At 59.9% G+C, this 20907-nt stretch carries 23 protein-coding genes, 4 tRNA genes and 1 pseudogene; 12 read left to right on the top strand and 16 right to left on the bottom strand.

Going from position 1 to position 20907, the window contains the following annotated elements; genetic code table 11:
* Nucleotides 1-61: 61 nt before the first annotated feature.
* Nucleotides 62-565, top strand: coding sequence for a MarR family winged helix-turn-helix transcriptional regulator (locus tag ACYU0X_RS01035; RefSeq protein WP_309410146.1), 504 nt, complete (start codon nucleotides 62-64; stop codon nucleotides 563-565).
* Here the strand turns inward: ACYU0X_RS01035 and mmsB are convergent.
* Both mmsB and ACYU0X_RS01025 read right to left on the bottom strand, forming a co-directional pair.
* Nucleotides 560-1453 (bottom strand): 3-hydroxyisobutyrate dehydrogenase, encoded by an 894-nt coding sequence (gene mmsB / locus ACYU0X_RS01030; RefSeq protein WP_461901842.1) that lies wholly within the window; start codon nucleotides 1451-1453, stop codon nucleotides 560-562. The genes ACYU0X_RS01035 and mmsB overlap by 6 nt on opposite strands.
* On the bottom strand, nucleotides 1450-2502 hold the full coding sequence (locus ACYU0X_RS01025; protein WP_461901841.1) for a 3-hydroxyisobutyryl-CoA hydrolase: 1053 nt from the start codon (nucleotides 2500-2502) through the stop codon (nucleotides 1450-1452). The genes mmsB and ACYU0X_RS01025 overlap by 4 nt, the downstream gene beginning before the upstream one ends.
* 105 nt (nucleotides 2503-2607) lie before the next feature.
* On the opposite strand from ACYU0X_RS01025, the gene ACYU0X_RS01020 reads away from it, so the two are divergent.
* Together ACYU0X_RS01020 and ACYU0X_RS01015 are read left to right on the top strand one after the other, a co-directional pair.
* Nucleotides 2608-3408, top strand: a complete 801-nt coding sequence (locus tag ACYU0X_RS01020; RefSeq protein ID WP_461901840.1) for an exodeoxyribonuclease III — start codon at nucleotides 2608-2610, stop codon at nucleotides 3406-3408.
* A gap of 7 nt (nucleotides 3409-3415) precedes the next feature.
* Nucleotides 3416-4270, top strand: coding sequence for a hypothetical protein (locus ACYU0X_RS01015; RefSeq protein WP_461901839.1), 855 nt, complete (start codon nucleotides 3416-3418; stop codon nucleotides 4268-4270).
* Between the two features lie 15 nt (nucleotides 4271-4285).
* On the opposite strand, the gene ACYU0X_RS01010 is transcribed toward ACYU0X_RS01015, so the two are convergent.
* From ACYU0X_RS01010 to ACYU0X_RS00970, 9 genes are all read right to left on the bottom strand, one after another.
* Entirely contained in the window at nucleotides 4286-4864 is a 579-nt protein-coding gene (locus tag ACYU0X_RS01010; protein WP_461901838.1) for a hypothetical protein, read from the bottom strand.
* Nucleotides 4861-5433, bottom strand: coding sequence for a hypothetical protein (locus ACYU0X_RS01005; protein ID WP_418908103.1), 573 nt, complete (start codon nucleotides 5431-5433; stop codon nucleotides 4861-4863). Before ACYU0X_RS01005 ends, ACYU0X_RS01010 begins: the two co-directional genes overlap by 4 nt.
* A 15-nt stretch (nucleotides 5434-5448) precedes the next feature.
* Nucleotides 5449-5751, bottom strand: coding sequence for a hypothetical protein (locus ACYU0X_RS01000; RefSeq protein WP_418908102.1), 303 nt, complete (start codon nucleotides 5749-5751; stop codon nucleotides 5449-5451).
* The gene (locus tag ACYU0X_RS00995; RefSeq protein WP_309410154.1) at nucleotides 5748-5939 is read right to left on the bottom strand and encodes a DUF2273 domain-containing protein; all 192 of its coding nucleotides are present in this window, start codon (nucleotides 5937-5939) and stop codon (nucleotides 5748-5750) included. Before ACYU0X_RS00995 ends, ACYU0X_RS01000 begins: the two co-directional genes overlap by 4 nt.
* The gene (locus ACYU0X_RS00990; protein WP_418908101.1) at nucleotides 5936-6331 is read right to left on the bottom strand and encodes an Asp23/Gls24 family envelope stress response protein; all 396 of its coding nucleotides are present in this window, start codon (nucleotides 6329-6331) and stop codon (nucleotides 5936-5938) included. The genes ACYU0X_RS00995 and ACYU0X_RS00990 overlap by 4 nt, the downstream gene beginning before the upstream one ends.
* 132 nt (nucleotides 6332-6463) lie before the next feature.
* Nucleotides 6464-6540: transfer RNA gene (locus tag ACYU0X_RS00985), tRNA-Asp, on the bottom strand.
* Nucleotides 6541-6601: 61 nt separating this feature from the next.
* A tRNA-Phe gene (locus tag ACYU0X_RS00980) sits at nucleotides 6602-6674 on the bottom strand.
* Nucleotides 6675-6727: 53 nt separating this feature from the next.
* Nucleotides 6728-6801: transfer RNA gene (locus ACYU0X_RS00975), tRNA-Asp, on the bottom strand.
* 54 nt (nucleotides 6802-6855) lie between these two features.
* Nucleotides 6856-6928, bottom strand: a tRNA-Glu gene (locus ACYU0X_RS00970).
* A gap of 134 nt (nucleotides 6929-7062) precedes the next feature.
* On the opposite strand from ACYU0X_RS00970, the gene ACYU0X_RS00965 reads away from it, so the two are divergent.
* Together ACYU0X_RS00965 and ACYU0X_RS00960 are read left to right on the top strand one after the other, a co-directional pair.
* Nucleotides 7063-7434 (top strand): metallopeptidase family protein, encoded by a 372-nt coding sequence (locus tag ACYU0X_RS00965; protein WP_309410156.1) that lies wholly within the window; start codon nucleotides 7063-7065, stop codon nucleotides 7432-7434.
* A 418-nt stretch (nucleotides 7435-7852) separates the two neighbouring features.
* The gene (locus tag ACYU0X_RS00960; protein ID WP_461901837.1) at nucleotides 7853-9517 is read left to right on the top strand and encodes a C40 family peptidase; all 1665 of its coding nucleotides are present in this window, start codon (nucleotides 7853-7855) and stop codon (nucleotides 9515-9517) included.
* Between the two features lie 85 nt (nucleotides 9518-9602).
* Here the strand turns inward: ACYU0X_RS00960 and ACYU0X_RS00955 are convergent, their stop codons facing one another.
* The gene (locus tag ACYU0X_RS00955) at nucleotides 9603-10577 is read right to left on the bottom strand and encodes a universal stress protein (protein WP_309410158.1); all 975 of its coding nucleotides are present in this window, start codon (nucleotides 10575-10577) and stop codon (nucleotides 9603-9605) included.
* Between the two features lie 168 nt (nucleotides 10578-10745).
* Here ACYU0X_RS00955 and ACYU0X_RS00950 point away from each other — a divergent pair, with 168 nt between their 5' ends.
* Nucleotides 10746-12203, top strand: a complete 1458-nt coding sequence (locus ACYU0X_RS00950) for an NCS2 family permease (protein WP_461901836.1) — start codon at nucleotides 10746-10748, stop codon at nucleotides 12201-12203.
* A 135-nt stretch (nucleotides 12204-12338) separates the two neighbouring features.
* On the top strand, nucleotides 12339-12578 hold the full coding sequence (locus ACYU0X_RS00945; RefSeq protein ID WP_309410160.1) for a lipopolysaccharide assembly protein LapA domain-containing protein: 240 nt from the start codon (nucleotides 12339-12341) through the stop codon (nucleotides 12576-12578).
* On the opposite strand, the gene ACYU0X_RS00940 is transcribed toward ACYU0X_RS00945, so the two are convergent.
* The 3 genes from ACYU0X_RS00940 to ACYU0X_RS00930 are packed head-to-tail and all read right to left on the bottom strand — an operon-like array spanning nucleotide 12575 to nucleotide 14632.
* Complete coding sequence (locus ACYU0X_RS00940) at nucleotides 12575-13468, bottom strand: spermidine synthase (protein ID WP_461901835.1); 894 nt, start codon at nucleotides 13466-13468, stop codon at nucleotides 12575-12577. The two genes, ACYU0X_RS00945 and ACYU0X_RS00940, sit on opposite strands and share 4 nt — an antisense overlap.
* A complete protein-coding gene (locus ACYU0X_RS00935) occupies nucleotides 13395-13910 on the bottom strand; it encodes a GNAT family N-acetyltransferase (protein ID WP_461901834.1) in 516 nt (171 codons plus the stop codon). The genes ACYU0X_RS00940 and ACYU0X_RS00935 overlap by 74 nt, the downstream gene beginning before the upstream one ends.
* Before the next feature lie 29 nt (nucleotides 13911-13939).
* Nucleotides 13940-14632 (bottom strand): O-methyltransferase, encoded by a 693-nt coding sequence (locus tag ACYU0X_RS00930; RefSeq protein ID WP_418908094.1) that lies wholly within the window; start codon nucleotides 14630-14632, stop codon nucleotides 13940-13942.
* 138 nt (nucleotides 14633-14770) lie between these two features.
* On the opposite strand from ACYU0X_RS00930, the gene ACYU0X_RS00925 reads away from it, so the two are divergent.
* The 5 genes and pseudogenes from ACYU0X_RS00925 to ACYU0X_RS00905 all read left to right on the top strand — a co-directional run bounded on the left by ACYU0X_RS00925 (nucleotide 14771) and on the right by ACYU0X_RS00905 (nucleotide 20340).
* Entirely contained in the window at nucleotides 14771-15625 is an 855-nt protein-coding gene (locus tag ACYU0X_RS00925) for a carbohydrate kinase family protein (RefSeq protein WP_461901833.1), read from the top strand.
* A gap of 140 nt (nucleotides 15626-15765) precedes the next feature.
* Nucleotides 15766-16176: a hypothetical protein gene (locus ACYU0X_RS00920; RefSeq protein ID WP_461901832.1), complete on the top strand. Its 411-nt coding sequence runs from the start codon at nucleotides 15766-15768 to the stop codon at nucleotides 16174-16176.
* 1557 nt (nucleotides 16177-17733) lie between these two features.
* Nucleotides 17734-18058: pseudogene (locus ACYU0X_RS00915) on the top strand (transposase); the annotation flags it as partial.
* A gap of 810 nt (nucleotides 18059-18868) precedes the next feature.
* Nucleotides 18869-19717: a 3-hydroxyacyl-CoA dehydrogenase gene (locus ACYU0X_RS00910; RefSeq protein WP_461901831.1), complete on the top strand. Its 849-nt coding sequence runs from the start codon at nucleotides 18869-18871 to the stop codon at nucleotides 19715-19717.
* An 89-nt stretch (nucleotides 19718-19806) separates the two neighbouring features.
* Nucleotides 19807-20340: a hypothetical protein gene (locus ACYU0X_RS00905; protein WP_461901830.1), complete on the top strand. Its 534-nt coding sequence runs from the start codon at nucleotides 19807-19809 to the stop codon at nucleotides 20338-20340.
* On the opposite strand, the gene ACYU0X_RS00900 is transcribed toward ACYU0X_RS00905, so the two are convergent.
* A complete protein-coding gene (locus tag ACYU0X_RS00900; protein ID WP_461901829.1) occupies nucleotides 20337-20891 on the bottom strand; it encodes an LURP-one-related/scramblase family protein in 555 nt (184 codons plus the stop codon). The genes ACYU0X_RS00905 and ACYU0X_RS00900 overlap by 4 nt on opposite strands.
* Nucleotides 20892-20907 lie beyond the last annotated feature (16 nt).

The following is a 20907-nucleotide window of genomic DNA, read 5'->3' as shown; positions in this document are numbered from 1 at the left end:
CCTTCAAACCTTGGATGTCCAAGTATATTGTTGGACTAGTTCCGTCATTTAGGGGTACATCATGAATGGTCCGCTGTCTCGCGATCCGATCGCCCAGGCCCGTGAGGAGTGGGTGTCTCACGGCTGGGAAGCTCAAGCCGATGCCATGGCAGCCATCACCGCGGTGTTGCGTAGCGCCGCCATCTTCTTGCAACGCGCCGAGGGAATCCTCAAACCCCACGGCCTCTCCTTTGCCCGCTTCGAGGTTCTGGCGCTGCTGGGGTTCTCCTCACGCGGCTCGCTTCCCATGAGCCACGCCAGCCGCCTGCTGCAGGTCCACGCCACCAGCCTGACCAACTCGGTGGACCGCCTCGAGGCGAAAGATCTGGTGCGCCGCGTGGCCCATCCGAGCGACGGGCGCACTCGCCTGTTGGAGATCACCTCGGCCGGTCGAACGCTACTCGAACAGGCCCGCGCCGATTTGAACGAACAGCTCTTTTCCGACAGCAAGCTCAGCGCCGAGGACTCGCGCCAACTGTTCGAGATCCTCGCCCGGCTGCGCCGCTCCTCGGGGGACTTTCTATAGGCTGCCATCACGCACCGCGTTGATGATGCCCGAAAAGTCGGTCCCCGCATGATCTTGCGCGAACTTGCTGAACAGTTGCGCGGCCAGGGTGCCCAGATGCGCATCGGTGTCGGTGTGCCCCAGTGCGCTGGTGGCCAGAGAGAGGTCTTTAGCCATCAAGGCCGCCGCAAAACCCGGCTGATAATCCCGGTTTGCCGGCGAGGTGGGCACCGGGCCCGGCACCGGGCAGTTGGTGGTTACCGACCAGCACTGGCCGGAGGCGGAGGAAATCACATCAAAGAGTGCCTGATGGCTTAGGCCAAGCCGCTCACCGAGCACGAAGGCCTCCGCAGTCCCGAGCATCGAAATACCCAGCAGCATGTTGTTGCAGACCTTGGCGGCCTGACCGGCACCGTGACCGCCACAGTGCACGATCCGCTTGCCCATCACCTCAAGGACCTCGGTGATCTGCGCCAGATCGGCCTCGTCGGCGCCAAGCATGAAGGTCAGAGTGCCTGCTTCGGCGCCCACCACACCGCCGGAAACCGGGGCGTCGGCGCTACGGTGCCCCGCTTCCACCGCCAGCGCGGCGGCCTCACGTGCCTGGGCCACGTCGATGGTGGAGCACTCAAGAAAAAGCGTATCGGGGCGTGCGGCTGGCAAAAGACTTTCCCGGTAGGCGTCGAGCACATGTTGCCCGGTGGGGAACATGGTGAGCACGATGTCCACGTCGGTAGCCGCCGCAGCGCCCGTTGCCACCGTTTCGATCCCTGCGGACGCTGCGCGCTGCACCGCTTCGGGGACTACGTCGAAGGCTTTGAGCACGTATCCGGCCTTATGCAGGTTAATGGCCATGGGCAACCCCATATGACCCAGGCCGAGAAATCCAATGACGGGCTTGTCGTTCATCGCGTGCTTCCTTCCAGTGCTCCGCGCTCGATTAGCGCGAAATTAAGTTCCGCCCCGGGTAGGGGCGCAAAATGGCGTTCAATGCGCTCGGTGGCACCGATGCCATCGACGGTGCGCACCCAGTGCGGGGTCCGGTCCTTGTCGATGACCGCGGCGCGGATGCCTTCGGCGAAGTCCGGATCGTCGAGACGTCGCACGGCAACTCTGAATTCGCGGCGCAGGTCGAGCCGGAGGTCGTCCCCGGCTTCGTCGAGCAGCCGTGCGATGAGCCGCAAGGAACTAGGGCTGGCCGCGCGCAGGGCCTTTTCGGCCACCCGCGCGTTCTCGTTGGTTTCGGTACTCAGCGACCCGAGGATGGCTGCCGTGCTGGGTTCGGCGAAGGCGCGCACCCACCGCTCGCGTAACATTCCGCCGCTCGGGGTAACTTCATACTCCGCCAAAACCCGCTCAATAGGTTGGCTTTCCAACGCGACGAGCAGCTCTCCAATACGGGCGCTGTCGATCTGCGCGTCGGCCAAACCCAGTTCGATCACGTCCCGGCCGGAGAACTTCAAACCAGTCATGGCCGCGAGGCGTCCTGCCGCGCGTGGGGCCGCGGCCAGCAGGTGGGTACCGCCGACATCGGGGAAGAAACCAATGCCCGCCTCGGGCATTCCGCAGCGGCTGCGCTCGGTAATCAGGCGATGGCTCCCGTGGGCCGAAATGCCGATACCTCCGCCAAGCACAATCCCATCCATGAGGGCGACATAGGGTTTCGGGTATTCCGAGATCAGCGCATTGAGCTGATACTCGATCCGCCAAAAGGCCTCACTTGAACCGTCGCCCTGCTTGATATCGCGATAGATCGCGACAATATCCCCGCCAGCGCAGAGTCCGCGCTCCCCGGCCCCGACGACGGCCACTTGCCGCACCTTCTCATCGCGCCGCCAGCGCAGGAGGGCCTCGAGCATCGCGCGACACATTCCCTCGGTCAGGGCGTTCAGAGCCTGCGGCCGGTTGAGCGTTATCAACCCCAACTGACCTCGTTGTTCGATCAGGACCTCATCCATCAGCCCACCCCTTGAGTGATCGTCGCCACATTTCAGTGACGAATATACTCGGACTTCCAAGTAAATTGAAGTGGCACAGCACGCCAAACTTGATAAGTTGAAAACGTGAAGATTGCGACCTGGAATGTGAACTCGCTGCGTGCCCGTGCCGACCGCGTGGAAGACTGGCTACGCCGCACCGATGTAGATGTCCTGGCTATCCAGGAAACCAAATGCAAGGACGAGAATTTTCCGTGGGAAGTTTTCGAAGACAACGACTACGAGGTGGCCCATTTCGGGGTCAACCAGTGGAATGGCGTGGCCATCGCCTCCCGTGTTGGCATGCAGGACGTTGAACGCACCTTCCCCAACCAGCCCACCTTTGGCAAGGGCGGCAAGAACCCCATTCAGGAACCTCGCGCCATTGGCGCCACCTGCGGTGGGATGCGTATTTGGAGCCTCTACGTACCCAATGGCCGAGCGCTGGACGACGAGCACATGGGTTACAAGTTGGAATGGCTCAAGCAGTTGCACAGCAACGCCACCGAGTGGCTGACGCAGGATTCCGCCGCGCAGATCGCACTGATGGGCGACTGGAATATCGCCCCACGCGACGAAGACGTTTGGGATATCGACCTCTTCCTCGCCAACCAGTTCACCCACGTCTCGCCGCCCGAGCGTGCCTCCTTCGAGAACTTCGTCGAGGCGGGCTTTACCGATGTGGTGCGCCCCCACACCGAGGGCCAGTTCACCTACTGGGATTACACCCAACTGCGCTTCCCTCGCGGCGAAGGTATGCGCATCGACTTCGCTCTATGCTCCCCTACGCTGAGCGAGCGTGTGATCGGCGCCAGCATCGACCGCGAAGAGCGCAAGGGCAAGGGTGCCTCGGACCATGCCCCGGTCATTGTCGAGCTAGCTAGCTAGGACGCTGATGCCCCCGACCTCGCCCGCAGCACATCTCGAACTGCTCCCAGCCACCGCGCATCTGCGCGTCTTCGAGCCGCTGCGGGCATTCCCGGTCGCAGAACGCGAACAAATCGCCGCGCTACCGCAACACACCGCCGAGGAATGGGACCGGCTCGAAGCCAGCGCCCTGTGGCAACGAACCCTTCGCGCGGTGACCGATCCGTTCCCTCACGGCAACTCCGAGTATTTCCGCACCCTCAACGTGCTGAGCAACGACGAGCACCCCCACACCCTCTACTGCCCGGGGCAGTTGCAGGCGCGCACGCTCCTGGCCGCCGAACAGGTCGAGGAGTCGCTACGCACCGAGGTCTTCGATTTACTCGTGCCGCCGGCCGCGCGCCAGGCCAACGCCTCACGGATCGATACCGAACGACTAGCGGCAGATCTCACCCACCTGCACACGCGCACCGCCACCTGGGGCATCCCGTTAAGCTGGTTTGCCCTCTTCCGCGAGGACGACCACACCGAAGTGGTGCACGAACAGGATCGCCTCTATACGGTGCGAGTCCATGTGCCCTTCGCGCAGGCGGTGGAACGACTGAGCTGGGCAATCGAAACCATGGTGGAGCATGCCCCGCAGGCACCGCTCTTCGAGGAACTTGGCGCCTTAGGCAGCTGGCTTGAAAGCTTCGATGATGAATCGGTGATCGAGCTGGACTACGGTTCACTGGCTGAAATTATCTGGCCCGATGATTCGGCATCCGACCTACTCCATGGGCTGCAGGCCCTGGAGGACGCGGACCCCACGATGGCCGCCGCAGCCTACCGGCGCTTAAGTAACCGCTGGCTCGGCCCGCGCCACCTGGGACGGGCCAACTAGCCGCCCGCTAGCGCGCTACAGGAGCCGATCTTCGCGGCCAAAACGCGAGCGAGCGCCGGACAGCACATGGACCAGCACCGGGCCGGAAACCCCCAAGCGTTGCTGAACCTGCTGCGCAATGCGTAACACCTCATGACCCAGCGGCCCCGGAGCCACCGCCTTACGCGGCTGCACGCGAATCCGCAGCCCCGGTTCTTCGGCGCCTTTCCACGCTGTCACCACTACACTGACCACATCGCTGCGGTCGGCCAGCCCCTGGCGGATGGCATGCTCAATTGCCTGATCGCTGACCTCCACCACACCGGGTGGCTGAGCCTCGGCCTGCACAATGCGGCTGTAATAGGACAGCTTTCCGCGGCCCTGCAAACTCAAGAGCAGGACAAACAGCACCAGCACCGCGAGCATCCCTACGCCCAGCGCCGTGGCGCCTAGGGTATCTAGGTTTTCGAAGAATCGCAGATGCAATATGTGGGAGGCCGCCTCGGCATAGGCGGGAAAGAGCGACACACCAACCCAGTGGCTCCCGGTCAGTAGCAGTAGCAGGCCGACGAGGAAAAGTACGACGCGGTTGGTAAGACGAGGAGTTAACGTCACTGGCCAACCACCCCATTCGTGCTGATCTCGACCTTCACCTCAAGCTGCTCGGCTAGACCATTGCGTTGCAGTTCATCGCGTAACGCCTGGCCAACCCGTTCGGCGTTCACCGGGATTCCCGAGGTCGGGCGAACCTGCACCAGCGCCTGATCGGCACCGACCGAAACCCATACTTGCCCCTGCCCCACGCCGGCAGCCGTACGGGCCACCCTTGCGAGGGCTGCGGCAACCACCTGATAGTCCACGATCAGCATGCCCTGTTCATCGTCAAGTTCGATGTTCAGTCTGGGACGACGCGTCACGCTCAGGGCCGCGATAATAAACACCACACCCAGTACGGCACAGACCAGTCCCGTAACGAGTACCGCGGGACGCTCTAGGCTGAGCAACGGGTCGCTCAGCAGCAACCACCATTTGTCGAGACTGCGCCACAGTGGAGGCGCATTGAGTGCGCTGAGCGCCAGCTCAAGTGCCACGTACCCCGCCGCGAGTCCGATCAGCAACGTACAGCAGGCAACCCACACGCTACGTGAGCCGGTCAGCTCCCGACGCAGGATTCGATCTTTCACCCCTGCCGCCATCGACTAGCCCACCTCCAGCTTGGTTATCCGTACATCCACGCGTCCTACGACGAGTCCGGTGCCTTGGTGTACCGCCTCCGAGAGATCGGCACGCTGCGCCTCAATGCGTTCGGCAAAACTTTGTTCTGCGGTGCGCAGGGTCATCGGCATGGTCAGCGAAATACTCAGCAGTCCGCGGTCATCGGCGAGATCGACTTTGATCTGCCGCAAGGTGGTTTCGAAGATGCGAGCCGTCTCAATCCGAATGAGCGAGGTCAACGCCATGGCGCTTATGCGTGTGTGGCCCGCACGTGCGGTAGCCGTCATGACGAGGATCGCCGTCCACGCAGGGCGTCGCGCAGCGCCCGCATATCGACCCGGTTCTCCATGGCCCGCCCAACCAGCGCGCCAAGACTCATAAAGATGGCCATCAGCAGGAAGCCGAGCAGCCCGTACTGCAAGGTAGCCCAGGCAAGCACGATGCCCACGAGGGCACCAATCAGAGTTGGTTTCATGATGTGGCCTCCGCGGCATCTAGGTGGACATCACCGATCTCAATATTGACCTCAACGACCGTCAGCCCGGTCAATTCGTGAACCGTCTCGTAAACCGCGGCGCGCACATCGTCGGCGATCTCATGCAGATTGCGCCCGTAGCGCGCGACGATCACCAGGTCGATGACCACATGGGTCGCGCCGATTTCCACGTTCACCCCGTGGTGGCTTTCCGCGCCGGTGCCCACGGCCCCGCGCAACGCGTCAAAGGCACGAGTCGCACCTCGACCTAAAGCAAATACCTCGGGCACTTTGGCCGCCGCCGCGGCAGCCACCTTGGCCACCGCGAGTTCGGTAAGCCGTGTCTGGCCAATGGCCTCACGGCCCTGAGGATGTGATGTTGCGGGTTCCACGTGCACCTCCACCGCGTCGCTGACCTGAGTCGCTTAATGCGACGTCAGTTCCACACTACCGCCGGGCCGAAGCGATGCGAGGGTTCAAACTGGAGTTAAATGAGAAAAACCTCCCAAAGGAGGTTTTTTCGATGGCGACCCTGACGGGACTTGAACCCGCGACCTCCGCCGTGACAGGGCGGCGCGCTAACCAACTGCGCTACAGGGCCATGTTTCCGAAACTATTGCTTCTTCCACAGACTAAAACCCCCGGCGAACCGAGGGCTTGCGTGGCTCCGACCGGCGTCGATCCGGTGACCTTTCGATTTTCAGTCGAACGCTCTACCAACTGAGCTACAGAGCCTGGTGTCCGCTGTAAACAGTGGATACCTAACTCACCGTTTCCAGTGAATTCAGCGACCCTGACGGGACTTGAACCCGCGACCTCCGCCGTGACAGGGCGGCGCGCTAACCAACTGCGCTACAGGGCCTTGCTTTCGCAAGCCAGTGGATTTCTCCACCTGACAATCACAAGTGATTGTTTGTACCCCCAACGGGATTCGAACCCGTGCCGCTGCCGTGAAAGGGCAGTGTCCTAGGCCGCTAGACGATGGGGGCCTATGATCGCTTTGGAATCTCTCGACTCCGCTGCGGACTTCAATAACTATACGTGGCATTTTGGTGTTTGCAAAATCGAGCCAAACCGCGATTTCACCACCCGTCCACCAGCACGCAAACCGTAGGCTGGGGACATGGATCTGAGCATGCCCGATGAAGAATTCGACGCCCTGGTTGAACGTGCCATCGAGGCTATCCCGCAGCCCTTCATGGAGATCATGGACAACGTCGTTTTCTTCGTGCAGGACGAATACGAACCGCTGCCCGGGGAGCAGGAAAACGGCGAGATTCTGGGGATTTATGAGGGAATATCGCTAACCGAACGCGATCAGGACTGGGCCGCGGGTGCGATGCCCGACCACATCACAATCTTCAAAAACCCGACGTTGCGTAGCTGCGCATCGAGCGAGGAAGTGGTTCGCGAAATCACCATCACGGTGATGCACGAGGTGGCTCATCACTTCGGAATCGACGACGAAAAACTGCACGAACTTGGCTGGGGTTAGGTCAATTTTCCAAAAAACTTCCTTTGAGAAGTACGTCACAGCTTTGGTCGTCCCACCACGAGTAGCGCCACAGTATTAAGCGGTCTCGGGAACTTGGGGTCGCGGTATCGGACTGTAACCATGCCCTGTCGAAGGTCACGATTATTAACGGTCGGCGCCATGCATCCGTTAGGCATACGAAAAATTCTTAGTGCACCTCACCACGCCCACCGCAACACGTACCTGCAAATCAGAGCGCTACATGGACGCTCCGCGCACGATTGTTAATGCTGTGACTCATGTGATTGGTGTTGCATATTCGTAGATCGTTGCCATAGTGTGATATTTGGAGTCTTATCCAAACTGTTATCTGAGTGCCCTTTCGGTCACGAAGAACTACCGACTCCGGCTGACATCTATCGATCTCGTGAGGAATGAAATGGCAAAACGCCACGCACTTAGCGTCGCCGCATGCACTCTGGCCCTGACTGCATCCTGCCTCGCCGGCTCACTTCCTGCGTCCGCAAGCCCTCAGGCCGGCGCGCTACCCGCAGTGGTACAGCCGCAGCGTTCGCCGCTGCCGAGCGACGCCGAGATCGAGCAGGCCAAGCAAGACAAGGATGCCGCCAACGCCATGATTGCGCGCATCGAACAGTCACTGGCCGAAAGCCGAAACGAACTTCAGGCCTTGGAGACGACCTCCCTTGAAGCGCAGGAGTCACTGCTCAGTGCCACCGAAGAGCGTGATTACCGCGCCGCGGAAGCCGACAAGGCCAACGAGCAGATCAAGCTCGCCCAGCAGTATCTGGAAAATAGCCGTGCCGACGTAGCTGCGATCGCCGCTGACATGTACCGCAATGGCGCCAGTGGATCCGCGTTGGCCGCACTGGTTCAAGACGACTCCGAGGGCAGTGTCCTCTACAAGGCAGCGACAATGAGCACGCTGAGCGATTCGCGAGCTCGTGCCGTCAGCGCCGCCACCGAAGCAGAAGCACTCGTCAAGGCATGGCAAGAATATGCCGAGGCAGCTAATAAGGCTGCCGAAGAAGCAGCTGCAGCGTTCGACACCGCGTCGGCCGAGGCCACGCGCACCCTGAACGACTATCAGGCCGCCATCGAACCGCAGAAGAAGTTGCGCGACGAACTGGTTGGGCACCTGGCTGAGCTGAAGAAGCAGGACAAGAAGAAGGTCCAAGAACAGCTGGCCAAGGCCGAGGCGAAGGCCGACGAAGAGCGCTTGCAGCAGACGATTGAAAATAGCGCCAAGGTTGTCGAGCCCAAGGTCATGAATCCGGCCACCCCGGGCGAGGCTCGCCCGTTGATGGTGGAGAAGCCACTGGAACTTGTGGTGGAGGAAAAGCCAGAGGCAGAGAAGAAAGAAGAGCCCAAGGCTGAAGAAAAGCCAAAGGCTGAAAAGAAGGAAGAGCCTAAGGCCGAAGAGAAGCCGAAGGTAGAAGAAAAGCCAAAGGCCGAGAAGAAGCAGGAGCCTAAGGCCGAGGAAAAGCCAAAGGCTGAAAAGAAGGAAGAACCCAAGGCCGAAGAGAAGCCAAAGGCCGAGCCAAAGCCGAAACCCAAGGTTGAGGAAAAGCCAAAGCCGAAGGTCGAAGAGAAGCCTAAACCAAAGCCGAAGCCAAAGGTTGAGGAGAAGCCTAAGCCGAAGCCAAAGCCTGCACCGACGCCGAAACCAACTCCGAAGCCGGAGCCGGAAACCACCGTACCGACCGGTAGCGGCAATTACTCGGCCGCGATTGCCTGGGCCCTGAAGACCGCAGATGATCCGAGCAAGGGTTATGTGTTCGGCGCAAACGGACCGAACTACTTCGACTGCTCCAGCTTCTCGCAGCGCGCCTTCGCCCAGTCGGGCATCAGCTTGCCGCGTACCTCAAGCCAGCAGTTTGCCTCTGCCCCGCAGTACGTCTCGCTGGACAACCTGCGCCCTGGCGACCTGGTGTTCTCCACCTCCAACGGTGGCGCGTCCTTCTACCACGTCGCGATCTACATCGGTGGCGGTCAGGTAGTCCACGCGCGTAACCCCAACGCCGGCATTACGGTGACCCCGCTGAGCTGGGTCAACAACATGCACTACAAGGCAGCACGCTACTAAGCGATCACGCACCCCAAACCATCGGGCCCTCCCGACGAGTAACTCGTCGGGAGGGCCCGATGGTTTATGGACTCTCAGCCCCGGTTCACTCTTCGTTCGCGCGGGTATCGAAATCGTTACGGTTAGCCAAGCGTGGGTCCTCCATGTCGGGGACAACCATCACCGGGCCCTTTGAGTGGTGTAGCACACCCTGGCTGGTTGAACCCAGCAGCATGCCGGCGAATCCACCTCGACCGCGCGAGCCGGTCACGGTCAGTACCGCATGCTCGGACTCGCGGATCAGTACCTCCACCGGAGGACCGAGCACCACATCGGTTTCCAGCTCAAGGTCCGGGAAGTGCGACTTCAGCCAGCGGTAGCCCACATCCATCTGATAGTGGACGTCTTCCAAGACGGCTTCTTGATCCACCGTGGCCGGCATCCACGCCAGAGCCGCCGAGACCGGCGCCACGGCGCAAACAACACGCAACGGCAACTGGCGGGCCACCGCGGCTTCCGCTGCGGCGAGCACGGCCATACGGGCCCGGTCGGAACCGTCGACACCCACCACGATATGCTCGCGCTCCGGCGGGGTGGGCTCCTGACCCTGCTGTTCCTTGGCCATGCACAGCGGCACGACCACCGTGGGGCATTTCGCGTGGGCTGGCAATGCCGAGGAAACCGAACCGAGCAGGCGTCCGACAAAGCCTCCACGCCCACGGGTGCCGACCACAACAAGGTCCGCGTCTTCACTCAGGTCCAACAACACCCCGGCAGGGTCCCCGGATTCGATGTAGGTGCGGATGGTGACGGGACTGCCTTCGAGTTCGGCTCGCGCTTCTCGCACGATGTCCTCCGCGCCGCCACGAATCAGATCATCATCCAACGTCGAGTAACCGGCGTCCATCGAGGACGCGGCAAATACCGGGATGGTGTAGGCGGAGACGACGTTCAATACGCTGCCGCGGCGCTGCGCCTCACGCTCGGCCCAGCGCAAAGCACAACGGCTTTGTTCCGAACCGTCAACGCCAACGACGATCCCCTCAATTTTCTCGCTCGTTGCACCAGTTGCGTCGCTCATCAAACTCACTCCTCATTGACCTGCGTTGCCATGGGTGTGATCCCCATAACAACCAATGTACTTCCATTTTTCAAGTCCGTGTGACGTGGGTCTACAGGATTTCGCACAGAGCCTACTCACAAGTCTTTGACTCACCGGCGAAAGTGCAAAAACACATAGAATTTTCCTATGTCTTCCAGCACCCAAACGCCTACGGGCACCTCTGTCCGCGCGCGGGTTGACCGGTACTTCCGGATCTCCGAGCGCCGTTCCACGTTCTCCACCGAGCTTCGCGGCGGTATCGCCACCTTCTTCGCGATGAGCTATATCGTCGTCCTAAATCCGTTGGTGCTCTCCGGCGCCGACGCTTCGGGCGGCGAACTGGGTATTCAACGCGTGGCTGCGGTGACCGCGTTCGTGGCGGCCATCCTGACCATCATCATGGGCATCTGGGCCCGTAGTCCCTACGCCATGGCCACCGGTTTGGGTGTGAACGCCTTCGTTGCCATTACCGTGGCCACGAACCCGGAAATTACCTGGCCAGATGTGATGGGCCTGGTGCTCATCGCTGGTGTGGTGATGTTTATTCTGGTGCTGACCGGTTTCCGCACCGCCGTATTCAACGCCGTGCCACAAAGCCTGAAAACCGCGATCGTGGTCGGTATCGGCATGTTCATTGCGTTGATCGGCTTGGTCAATGCCGGCTTCGTGCGTCGCATCCCGGACGCAGCTGGCACCACCGTACCGGTGGGCCTCGGCTTCGACGGTAAGCTGCTGGGCTGGCCGATCGTGGTCTTCCTCTTCGGTCTGTTGCTGACCATCGCGCTGCTGGTGCGCAAGGCCAAGGGTGCCATCTTGATCGGTATCGTCGCCTCGGCGATTCTGGCCAACATTCTTCAGGCGGTCTTCAACATCGGCGGTTCTTCGGCCGAAAACCCGCAGGGCTGGTCCCTCGTGGTCCCCTCCATGCCAAGCTGGACGCTACCCGATCTGAGCCTCATCGGTCAGGTCAACCCCTTCGGCGCCTTCACCCACCTCGGCTTCACCGCCGCAGCGCTGTTGGCCTTCGTCATCTTGCTGTCCATCTTCTTCGATGCCATGGGCACCATGGTCGGACTGGCTTCCGAAGCCGGACTCACCGACGAGAACGGCAACATTCCGGATGTCGACAAGGTGCTCTTGGTTGACGCCGCGGGCGCCATCGTCGGTGGCGGCACCTCGAGCTCCTCGGCGCAGATCTTCGTTGAGTCCGGGGCGGGAATCGGCGAGGGTGCACGCACCGGCCTGTCCTCGGTGGTCACCGGCCTGCTGCTTCTCGTGGCCATGTTCCTGACCCCGCTGATCTACCTGGTGCCTTTTGAGGCCGTGGCTCCGGCGCTGGTGGTCGTTGGCTTCATGATGATCTCGCAAGTCGCCAAGATCGACTGGGCTGACTGGGGATTGGCTATCCCAGCCTTCCTGACGTTCACGCTGATGCCGTTCACCTACTCGATCGCCAATGGCATCGGTGCCGGGTTTATCGCCTTCGTGTTCATCCGTGCCGTTCAGGGACGCGGCAAGGAAGTCCACCCACTGATGTGGTTCGTCGCCGCTGCCTTTGTGCTGTTCTTCGGCATCGGCCTCATTGAGCAACTCACCGGCGTGTAATTTCCCGGTCGATTACGCATCGTGGCTCGCCTTCGGGCGAGCCACGGCTCGTTAAGCGTCGGTGGAGGTTGGTTTGCGGCCGGTGACAATGAATAATCGGCAGTAACTAGTGCGTCAACGCCGCAGGAGGCCTCGATGAGTGAACAACCCAATGGCCAGCAGCCCAACCCGCTGAGCAGGATCACGGCCAAGGGATGGACCGGTATCGCCGTTGCGGTGGTAGTGCTGGTGTTCATCCTGCAGAACTTCCAGCATGTGCGGGTGCGCCTGATCTTTGTCGACACCATTGCTCCGCTGTGGATCGTGCTGTTGGTGACGCTCCTACTGGGCTTTCTAGTCGGTGCCTTCACCACCGGACGCAAACGCAAAGACTAGGAGATGGGCGTCGCTCCGGCGATGAAACGGTCCACCTCGGCACCGGCCAGCAGTTGAGCCGGAAGCGGTGCACTGCGTAGCGCACGCTGCACGTCGGCCCCACTAGGAACACCTCCGTTTCCGGCGACCATGACGATATTGCCGTAGCGTCGCCCCTTGAGCATGGGCGCATCGGCGACGAGCGCCACGTCCGAGAAAACCTCGCGTAAGGTAGCCGCCTCGGCCCGCGCAGTTTTCAGATCCCGCGTATCCCCGCAGTTCACGAGGTACAGCCCACCCTGGTCGAGAACCCGTGCGGCCTCGGCCGCATAGGACACCGTGGTCAGTTCGCGCGGGGTGCTGCTCCCGGCAAAAACATCGCGAATCACCACATCCCGGCTATTGTCGGCCAGCGTGGGCAACACCTGTCCGGCATCCGCCACACGGATCCGCACCAGCGGGGCGCGCGGTACCTCAAAGTGGGTGCGCACCAGTTCGGCGAGCCGCCCATCGAGCTCCACCACCACTTGGCGAGCATTTTCGTAGCGTGCCGCGGCCCAGCGTGGCATGGAGCATCCGCCGCCACCCAAATGCAGGGCACGAAGCTTGCGGGTCCGCCCATCAAAGCGTGCAGGCACGAAGGCAGCCAGTATGAGCGGTTCCATCCACTTCATGTATTCGAAGTCTAAGAATTCGGGATCGTCGAGGTCGATATGCGAGGAGGGCACCCCGTTGACCTTAAGCACGTAGCGGTTGGCTCCGTAGGAATCTTTTTCAATTTCCGCGGTTCCGGTATCGATCGGGTAGCTGCCCACCAGCCCGTCGCCTGCGCCACCCCTAGCCACGACGGCGCACCAAGCGTTGCTCGCGGAGACCAGCCCAGCTACCGACCAGTTCTTCACTGGTTCCATCGGGCGCGAATCCGTGCTTAGCAAAGAAGGCCGCCGCCCGGTCGTTGCCTTCGACAACCCACACCAGGGCATCGCCCTGGCCCAGCACGGTCTGCAACAGGTATTCACCGAGCCCGGTGCCGTAGTACTCCTGCAGCACGTAGATCATGCCCAGCTCGACCTCAACCCCGGCGTCACGGTCTTCGTCGATCACCGGGGTTCCCCCGGCCAGGCCTATGATCCGACCGTCGGCGCGCTCGGCCACAAAGAAACCGGCCCCGGCGGCCAGCCCACGCTCCCACCAGGTCACCTGCCCCTCAAGCTCAGCGGTGTGAAAGTCGAAGAACGCGGCATCGCGAAGTTGCGCATAGGCCTCCCGCCAAGCCTGCAGTTTCATTTCAAGGGCCGGGCGCACATCGTCAGAGGTTGCCGGCCGGATTCGGTAGGCGTTGGTTTCAAGCACAGCAATACCCTACGGCACCTCGGCTCGGTTCACCGTACCCGGGCCAGCGCGAACCCGTCCCATCCCTTAGCCCCAACCGTTTGCAGGGCGGTGGCTTCCAGCCGCGAATCTTCTCCGAGCATGCGCAACGCTAGTTGAACGCCCTCGACGTCGCGGGCCTCATCGCTCCCCTCGGGCAGCTTCGAGATGACACTACCGCTGCGCACCACATTGTCGAGCACCAACACCGTGCCGCTGTGCGAAAGTTCCAGCGCCAGCTCGAGATACACCGGGTTATTGCGCTTATCGGCGTCGATGAAGATCAAATCAAAGCTTGGCTCATGACGGGAAATAAGGTCCCGCAACGACTCGGCAGCAACGCCCAGCAGAATCTGCACACGATCGGCCAGTCCCGCGCGTTCCAGGTTCTCACGCGCCACACTGGCATGAAGCGGCGCGAATTCGCAGGTAATCACCTTGCCGCTGGGACCGACGCCGCGAGCCAGCCACCCGGTGGAGTAGCCGGCCAACGTCCCGATTTCGAGCACGCGACGGGCCCCGGAGATCTGTGCCAGCAGTTGCAGCATTTTGCCCTGAGCGGGACTCACCTCGATCGATGGCAAACCAAGGGCCCGTGCATGTTCGCGCCCTGCGTCAAGCTCGGCATCGGCCAGCTTGAGTTCGGTATTCAAATATTCCTCGACGGCCACCGCATGGCGGGCGACCGATTTCTCGCCGCTCATGACCCACTCCTTGCTTAGAGTTCGATTACCCACCGCCAGTTTCCCACCGCGTTGGCTCGCTGACTAGAGCTCGCCGCTACCGCTCAGGAAGCGAAGCTAGCCATTGCCCGCGACCAGCGCTTCTGCTTGGATCGATATGTGACTGCACAAATCGTCCTCTGTGGCCCAGCCTCATGGAATCAGCTCATCATGCTGGACCGGCTCCCGGAGCCTACGCCGCACACGCAATTCGCCGAAGAGGCGTGGAAAACCATCGGCGGCACCTCGGCAGGTAAGGCGCTGCACCTAGCGTCGCTCGGCCTGCCGGTGACGCTGCATACCGCGCTCGCCGACGACGAGCCTTCGAATTCCATCCAACGAGTGCTATCTGCGGCCGGGGTGTCGCTGGCACCCGTGGCCTCGGAACGAACCGAGCAGCACGTCAATCTAATGACCCGCGCCGGTGAAAGAGTATCGCTCTATGTAGCGACACCCAGCTCACCAAGTGAGGCGGCGGTGGCGCAGAGCGCCGCGGCGTTGCGCGAGGCCGATATAGCGGTGATCGATCTGTGTGAACTGGGGGCACGCGTACTTGAGCAGACTCCCCTGCGTGGCATCTGGACCGACCTGCACGACTACGACGGCGCCTCGACATTCCACGAACCATTTTTGCGTGCCGCCGAAGTGGTTTTCATGAACGACGATCGCACTGAAGATGCTTTCCAGCTGATGTCTTCGGTGCTGGCGGCGGGGGCTCGATTGGCCGTTTGCACCCAGGGCAAGCAGGGCGCCGTGGCGATGGACAGCTCCGGAGAGCGCTTCCGCGTAGCCGCCCCGCAAGCAACGGTCCGCGACACCAATGGTGCCGGTGATGCCTTCATGGCAGGCTTTCTAGCGGCCAGCTTGGCGGGAGATACGGTGCAGCAAGCATTGGAGGCCGCGGCTGAACGGGCCCGCATCGCAGTGGAGTCTCCGCATTTGCACCCAGTTGTTGAGGCGGCATTAGGTTCCTGAAACGGTGTATTGGTGTCCCGCGTGGGGAACCCATTACGGGACACCTGACGCCTACGACTTCGCCCAGATCAAACTCGATCAATCGAAGCACGCCACTTCGTGACCTAGAATCACGGAACTGGTTCAATAGGACTATCCAAATGAGATGCGCACAAGAACCTGAGGGCACAGTGTTTATTCGGTACCAAGCGCAATTTCCCCACCCCAGTGGAATTCACATCGGAGTTTTCGGGCTTGCGAACGGCCTTGCCAAAGCGGGAAAGTTAAGCGACTCGGAATGGGCAGCCTGGAGAGCCGGAAACGACTGGTTCAATCAGGCCTACCCAGATCCGTCGGTATCCCATCCAGAGGTATATGACCAGACAGTCAATCCCCATGCAGCGGCGTGGTTTAAAGCTACGGCTTCACATTTACTCGAACGCGTCGAGCCTTACTTGGAATTACTGAATCGGCATGAGGTTCGCTGGGTGAAACTTGTCGAAAAAGATCCGGGGCAAATTATTTATGAGGATGAAGTGCAGGTCGTCGTCGTACCGCACGAGAAAAACTAAGTGAGTCTCACGTGATAATTGCTCTCCTGCCACCTCAGGTGTTTTACCAGAGCCGACACTGCAGACAATTTCCATACCATTCCGTCATTTCGGCAAGCGGTGCTCTGCCTAGCGGTAGGTATCAAGCGACGCAGTGCGAATAATTGGCAAAGCTGCGATCGGCATGACACCAAGGGTGATGGTTCGTTGGGCGGAGCCTAGCGAAGCTAGAGTCTGGGCAGGAACAGTGCGGGGCAGAACCTCGGCTCCAGCGACCGCAGTAATAGACACCAGGAAGGTCCAACCCAGTAACTGCGCCGCAAGCCACATCAATTCATGGCCGGGAAGCTGTTAGCAGGCACTGGCCATCGCCGCGGCCGGCATCGACAATAACTCAGCCGTGATCCTCCAAGCGCGTAGCCCAAATCTCTTCGACAGGCGCGGCGCGAGCGAGGCGCCGACCTCGCGGTTCATCGCGACGCGCACGACATCGTCTCGGAACTCCTTGGGGAAGGAGTTGGGCTTAGTGGCATCCTTTCAGGCCAGCCTCCTCGGCTAGCCATGTTCGTTGTCACCTACTCCTACACCATACCCAGATGAGTAATGCAAGTGCGGCTAGTAAACTAGGCAAGGCATATGCGGCTTGGAAAAACTTGGTACTTCCAATTCATCACGTTTTAGTGAGCTAGTGAAACAAATCAAAAGTCTGGCAAGCCTTGTCATACAGAAGGGTGGAAAATCAGCTTTCGCCAAGCACAAGGCTAAGAGCAAAAAGCTGCTGCAAGCATCGCATTCCTAAAAGAAGGTGGGCAATTCATTGGATCAATCTTTGGTATTGGTGCATGCATTGACATGGCCAAAGCTAAATAGCTAATAGAAGAGGTTTATCAGCTTGTTTGCACTAATCATTTCGTGGGTTGTTTCCGTCGTGATCTTGTGGATTGCGCTCTACACAGCTTGGAAGGTTGTCCCTGAGTCCAACTCTTCCACCCAAAATATCGTCTCGCGAACGTTTGCGGCATTCGACACAACCAATTGGGCGCTGTTCGTCTTCGGGTCAGGATTCCTTATCGCTAGCGTGTTCCAAACGATTGATTTCGTTTCACGATAGCAACTCTAGAATTATCAGCGTTTCACCCAGTTGCCCTAGCTTGGACTCACCAGGCTAGGGCAGCTTTGCATACCAAGATCTTGAAAACGTTGCGCACTCTGAACCGAGTTTCTCGTCACTGTGGTGCAATCGATGGCACTCACCAGCATCTCTCGCGGGTCAACTCCCGATACCTCAGCGATATGCTCCAGGATCTTTAGAATAAAGTTGCGTTAGACGCGCCCCAAGTGACCATTATAGGTAATGGATGCGAACGAACTTGGCAAGGATTTATCGCAGCCTGTTTCAGGGAAATAAAGCCCCTCAGTTTCCTGAGGGGCATGTCGTCTCTAGGTTATTCCTGAGACGCTGGGGCAGGTAGCTTGTGATCTTTAACGAACCCAAGAACCAAAAATACAACGGCTACCAGTTGCGTCACACACGAGACTACAACCAGCGCAAAAAGCGATTCACCAAGACGAGGCAGTGATGCGGCCAAAGAGGATATCCTCGCGTTTACCGGGTTCCCGAAGGATGCATGGCAGCAGATCTGGTCGAACAACCCGAATCAGCGATTGAACCGAGGGATTCGTCGGCGCACCGATAGCGTGGGGGATCTTCTCGACCCGAGAGGCAATCATCCGGCTGGTCGGCGCGGTGTTGGCCGAGCAGACCGATGAATGGGCCGAGGGGCGCCGGTATCTCGGGCTGGATGTGTTGGCTCGGTGTCGGCTGAGCGTCGTGGCCACCGGGCAGGACACCACCATTGAGAAGAAGGTGGTGACGGATCCGTTCCACGCGCTGAGCGCCTGATTCAAACCTCCGAAGGACCTCGCCTTACACCACTCCCCGGGACTTGACCTCCGGCTCAGGATCAAAGAAGTCAGCCAGAACTCCGGAAGTAACAAGCAGGAACAGACACGCTACTACTAGCGCAATAACTATTGTAGAGATGAGGAAGAACTTCTTGTCTTGTGCTTTCACAGGTTAACTACTACCACCTGCTTGGTTAATCTCTTCGGACATAAGCCGCTCCGGAGAATCCACAGTTAGGCACTAGGGCTTTCGCGAGTCGGCCCCCTAGCTGCACGCCGACTGGCCCGTTCAACCAGCAGCAAGGCACCATTCCGCATGGACACCACCAGAGCACTTGCGAAGGTAGCCCCAGTGTCCAAGGAAAGTTCGACCTACCTCCTAGGAATCTCCGCGAATGTTTCAGCTTCGGAGAGCTCTAATGCCGGTGGAGGAATTCATGTTGGCCTATGCGTGAAGTCAAGCTCCATGTACCGAAAGGTTCGGCAAGAAAACGGTTCACGTTGCTACGGTTTGGATTACTCAAGCCAGCGGCTCGCTAAACCGAGATATCGATTCCTTTGGCAACTGCGAATGTGCAATTTTTCGAGTCGCAACTCTGACCGTTGCGTAAGCCGGTTCTCTTGTTGGACACCTGAACGGTGGCTTAGGGCACGCCAACCTGTCTGCTTGATCGCATTCCTACTGCCAGTCTTGAATATTAGTTACCGAAGAGTAGCCTGAGGTTATGGCCTGACGGCCGGCCCACACTCCACGGCCGCCGGACCGAAGTACCGCGCACCCTGCGGTGAATTTCGAGAAAGGCACATCATGCAGAACCTCACCGTCCTTGGAACCGGAGTCCTCGGATCCCAGATCATTTTCCAATCCGCCTACTTCGGCAAGAACGTGGTCGCTTACGACCTGAATGACGAGATCTTGGCCAGGCTCGACGCGCGCTGGGAATACCTCAAAGGTGAATACCTTCGCGATCTACCAGAGGCCACCGAGCAGAAGCTCGATGACACCATTTCACGCATTCGCATCACTTCCGATCTCGCCGATGCACTTAGCGATGCAGACTTGGTGATCGAAGCGGTCCCAGAACGACTGGACATCAAGCAGGATACTTGGCAAAAGGTCAGTGCCCTCGCCCCGAGCAAGACGATCTTCGCAACCAACTCGTCCACCCTATTGCCCAGCGACATCGCGCCCTTTACCGATCGACCCGAGAACTTCTTGGCTCTGCACTTTGCCAACGAGGTATGGAAGAACAACACCGGTGAAGTAATGGGTCATGCCGGTACCTCTGCGGAAGCCTTCGAACAGGTCGCGGTCTTCGCCGAAGAGATCGGAATGGTCCCCATCCGTGTACTGAAAGAACAGCCTGGCTACGTCCTGAACTCGCTTCTCGTGCCATTCCTTAATGCGGCCGCTGCCCTCTTCGTAAAGGGCGTCGCCAGCGTCGAGGACATCGACAAGACGTGGCGCATCGGCACCGGCGCACCAAAGGGCCCCTTCGAGATCTTCGACATTGTCGGCATGATGACACCGTACAACCTGAGCAAGAACAACCCAGATCCGATTCAGCAGGAGTTCGCCGAAATCCTCAAGCGGGATTACATCGATCAGGGACGCCTCGGTAAGGGCTCGGGCCGCGGCTTCTACGACTACGAATAAGCCCGTCGCGCATACTGGTTCGGTGTCGTTCCCATGAACGGCACCGCCCACCCCGCCACCGGCAGGATTCACCGGGCTAGACTACAGGCATGGACGCACTGATCCCCACGCACCTTCAAGGCCATGCCGTACCCGTGGATGTCGAGTTTGGGCGGGGTTTCGCGCTGCGCTCGGCGCAGGGAGGCGATCAATTCGAACTCTGGTACAGCGGTGACCTAATGGAGGAATATGGATTGATCGTCGGTGGCGAAAGTCCCTCACTGGTAATCGCCAAGGCTCAAGACTCAGGCGAAGAAATCATACTCTTCGACGCGGCCCGCCATGGCTACGACGCCATGTTCGTCGATGAACCGGACCTCCAAGCGATGATTGACCGTAGCGCGGGCACGCTACTGGAGCGGGGCGGGCATACGGTCTTTAGCGTCGAAATCCAGCTGATGGATAACATCGACTGGGACGATGAGGAGGATGACTTCCGCGATGCCGACGGAGTGTTGCGTCTGATCACCGGCGAAGAGATTAGCGAAGAACGCTTGCGCGCCGATGGTTTTGACGCCTTAAGCATCACGGTGATGACCACACAAGGGCAACGCTACGATGTCGTCGAGGAGGAACTTGCCTAGTTCCTGTTCCGTTGCTGCTTTTCGCGGATAAGGTCCAGCGCGATTATTCCGCCAATAATCGCCTGACGCTGCAGCACCGTCAGTTCGGCGGCCAAACGTAGTGCGTAAGTGGACTTACCAAGGAAGGCATTTCCCACACACGACCATTCACGTGACACGCTGGCAAGCACACCGGCGGCCCCGGTGACCTGAAAGTCGAACCCCCAAATATCTCCTATAAGGTCCAGTTCTTCACCCTGCAGGTCGATCGTAAGGCGCGTTTTAAAGAACGTGATGCGCTTGACCAGGCTGGCCAGCGGGTTGCCCTGACCATCGAATAGTTCGAGCCGGTCGCGGCCGAAGGTCATCGTGTCTTCAACTTTCAGCACCGGATTCTCCGGCCCGTCGAACACAGTAAGTTTGCGGGATCCGGCGAACATTCGACCCAGCGTGCTACCGCCAGTTTCGACGTGCGCTACCTGCTGACCGGCTTCATCATAAATGGCGAAGTCGTTCTTCGAGAAGTTCTTTGTCTGTTGAAAAATAAGCACATCGTGAGCGAAAAGGGTCATGGCTGAGATTATGCCA

The sequence above is a fragment of the Glutamicibacter sp. X7 genome (assembly GCF_054889245.1).
Note: the sequence above shows the minus strand (reverse complement) of the source record. Positions and strands in the feature narration are given on the sequence as shown.